General features: G+C 62.0%; 3 protein-coding genes and 1 pseudogene. All 4 read right to left on the bottom strand.

The features are described from left to right. Positions 1-292, bottom strand: a pseudogene (locus EOC06_RS42090) (hypothetical protein); the annotation flags it as partial. Between the two features lie 60 nt (positions 293-352). Further along, complete coding sequence (locus EOC06_RS09650; protein ID WP_127811245.1) at positions 353-1,267, bottom strand: carbohydrate ABC transporter permease; 915 nt, start codon at positions 1,265-1,267, stop codon at positions 353-355. A gap of 106 nt (positions 1,268-1,373) precedes the next feature. Then, positions 1,374-2,669 carry a sugar ABC transporter substrate-binding protein gene (locus tag EOC06_RS09645; RefSeq protein WP_128307608.1) on the bottom strand — a complete coding sequence of 432 codons (1,296 nt, stop codon included), beginning with the start codon at positions 2,667-2,669 and terminating at the stop codon, positions 1,374-1,376. 95 nt (positions 2,670-2,764) lie between these two features. Next, a partial coding sequence (locus EOC06_RS09640) for a carbohydrate ABC transporter permease (RefSeq protein ID WP_164898522.1) occupies positions 2,765-3,204 on the bottom strand: 440 nt, incomplete at its 5' end.

Genomic DNA, 3,204 nt, shown 5'->3' with positions numbered 1-3,204 from the left:
AGGCAACATGGTTGGCGAGGAACGAGGATGCCGACCTTTTGGCGTGGCACGCCACCCAGCAGACGATCGCTGCCGCGGCAAGAATGACGGCGTCGATAACCATGGAGCCGCCCAGCCAGACATCGACCTGCTGCCAAAGCACCGTCGACAGTGGGCGCAGTTCAAGCCATAGCCACCATGCGGTGGGGCTGGCTGGATAGGTGCCCAGCAACAAGGTCGCCATGCGCTCCCCTGCCAGGACCGCCAGAATGAGAAACGGAAAGGCGAAAAGCAGAAGCGGCTTGCGTTTCATGTTCCCTCGACAATCTGCAAGCCAGGATAGGCCGTATAGATTGCTCAAGGCTTAACGGCCCTACTTCCGGCCCTCTCCCGATTGCGAGCGTTCGAGGACGGCAAAGAAGATCACGGTGAGCAGAAGGACGATCAGCAGCAGCACGAACGCGGCTGCCGCGCCTTCGTTGAGCGAAAGGCCGAGAAAGGCACGGCGATAGGCAAAGAAGCTCAGCACTTCGGTCGCGTTGCCCGGCCCGCCCTTGGTCAGGACATAGGGCAGATCGTAGGTCCGGAACTCGTTGATCAGCTGGATGATGATGGTGATCGCCGCGACCGGCCGCAGCATCGGCAGGGTGATGTAGAAGAATTGCTGCCAGCCGCGCGCGCCATCCACTTCAGCCGCCTCATAGGGATCTCGCGGCAAAGCGGCGAGCCCCGCGGCGAGGATCAGCACGACGAAGGACATTTGCTGCCAGATGTCGATCGCCGCCATCGTCCAGAGCGCCATGCCTGGCGTGCCTAGCCAGTCGAGGCGCGGCAGGCCGAACGTTTCCATCAGATGATTGGCGATGCCGAGATTGGGCTGGAGCAGCATGCGCCAGATCAGGGCGACGCTGATCGGCGACATCGCCATGGGAATGGTCAGAACCGCGAAATAGACCGGCTTCATCCGGACCGTCCGGTTGAGCATCAGGGCGATGCCGAGCCCGATCACGAATTCGCCGACAACCGTCACCGCCGAATAGCGCACGGTGAGCCAGAGCGCGTTCCAGAACAGATCATCGCCGATCATCGAGGCGAAATTCTTGAACCCGACAAGCGGCAGAAGCTGCGGCTTGATCAAGGTCATCGAGGAGATCGAGAGGATGCAGGCATAGGCCAGGGGAAAGCCCATCACGATCGCCAGCAGCAACAGGCCGGGCAAGGCAAAGGCCCAGCCGGTCCGCCACTCGCGGCCACGGGCAGCCAATCCTTTTTTGATCGCATTGTGCATCGTAGCCGAGCCTTGGTCGGTTGCTGATCTCGTCAAGATCCGGGGTCTGGACAAGATCCGGCGCGGCTGAGACCGCCGCGCCGGATCTCCTTGCCGAGCCGGACCGCTATTTGTCGAGGAGCCCCTGCAAGCCGTCGGAAGCCGCCTTCAGCGCCGCGTCCGATGTCGCCTGGCCGCCAGCCGCCAGCGAGAGCTGGGTACCGAGCAGATCCTCGTATTGCGCCGAATAGGTGAAGATCGGAAACGACTTGCCGGTCGCCACCACATCCTCGGCGGTCTTGTAGAAGGGATATTTCGCCAGCACCGCCGCATCGGCATAGACATCGCTGCGCACCGGCGCGTGGCCCTCGAGCGCGCGCTTCACCGAAACATCCTTGCTCTGCACCCACTGGATGAAGGTCCATGCGGCTTCCTGCTCTTCCGGCGACGTGTTCTTGGGAATGCCCCAGCCCCAACCGCCGCTTTCGCCATGGCCACCCGGCATCACCGACAGGCCGACCTTGCCGGCGACCGTCGGACACTTCACGGCATCGTCCATCTGCGGCAGCATCCACCAATAGGTGACCATGCTGAAGGCGGAACCGCTGCACATCAGGCGCATGGTGTCATCGAGTGTCGCCGATATGGCACCCTGCTGGGCGCCATGCTGGATGTTGTCGACATAGAGATCGAGCGCCTTCTTGGCCTCTGCCGTGTCGAGGCTCGCCTTGCCGTCGGCATTAAGATAGCTGCCGCCGGCGGAGAACAGGTAGTTGGAGAATTCCATGCTGTTGGGATCGCCGCGCTGGCCCTGCATCGCGGCTCCGGCGACGCCGGCATTGGCCTTCATGAATTTGGAAATCGCCACATAGTCTTCGAGGGTCGTCGGCAAAGCGAGTTCCTTGCCGGTTGCCGTCTTGTAGGCGGCCTTGAGCTTCTCGTCGCCGATCAGGTCCGTGCGGTAGAGGAGGCCCATCGAGTAGTTGTACATGGGCACCAGGAACAGCTGGTCCTTGGTCCGGCCGAGCAGGTCAAGCGTCGAGGGAATGAAGGGGCCTAGATCGTATTTGGATTTCTCGACGAAGGGTTTCAGATCGGCGAGCCAGCCGGCGGCCGGAAATTCGCCGGCCCACAGGAAGTCGACCTCGAGCACATTGTAGTAGCTCTGCGGCGCGGTCAGCTGGGACACCAGCTTGTCGTGCATGTCGGGATAGCCGATCTTCTCGAACTCGACCTTGATGCCGGTCTGCTTCTCGAATTCGGGCAACAGCGCTTCGATGATCTTGGTTTCCGGCACGTCCTCCATCAAGGCGTGCAAGGTGATGGGCTCAGCCGCCCTGGCCGGAAGCGATGCGCTGACAACAGCTGCCCCGCTCACGGCCGTCATCAGCATTTTGATCAAGGTCTGCTTGTTCCAAGTCATAACTCTCTACTCCTCTTTCCCTCTGGACGCGGCGGTGATCCCGTCACGATTTCATAACCGGCTAGCGAGCCATGTCGGCTCTCGGAGCGGCCGGCCTATTTCACGCTGCCGAACGTCAAGCCCTGGACGATGAAACGCTGGATGAAGCGGGAAGCCACGACCAGCGGCAGGATGGCAAGGACGACGCCGGCAGAGACCTTGGCGATCTGGACGCCGTTCGAGGTCTGCAACGCGGCGAGCGCAACCGGTATGGTCGCCGTCTTCGGCCCGCTCAAAACCAGGGCAAACAAAAACTCATTCCACGCCAGGATGAAGCCGAGGACGCCGGCGGCCGCGATACCGGGCATCGACACCGGCAGCACAATGCGCCAGAAGGCGCCCCAGGCGGTCGCGCCGTCGGTCATCGCCGCCCACTCCAGATCGACTGGAATGCCTTCGAAGAAGCCCATCAGGATCCAGGTCAGGAAAGGCAGGTTGAGCGCGGCATAGACGATGATCAGCCCGGTCAGCGAATTGCTGAGCTCCAGGCTTCGGA

It is taken from the genome of Mesorhizobium sp. M7A.F.Ca.MR.362.00.0.0, assembly GCF_004023175.1.
Lineage (GTDB): Bacteria > Pseudomonadota > Alphaproteobacteria > Rhizobiales > Rhizobiaceae > Mesorhizobium.
The sequence above is the reverse complement of the archived record's forward strand: the minus strand, read 5'-3'. Positions and strand labels throughout refer to the sequence as shown.

Excerpts from the sequence above, each read along its gene's own strand:
- EOC06_RS09650 (WP_127811245.1), bottom strand. The coding sequence starts at position 1,267 with ATGCACAATGCGATCAAAAAAGGATTGGCTGCCCGTGGCCGCGAGTGG.
- EOC06_RS09645 (WP_128307608.1), bottom strand. The coding sequence starts at position 2,669 with ATGACTTGGAACAAGCAGACCTTGATCAAAATGCTGATGACGGCCGTG.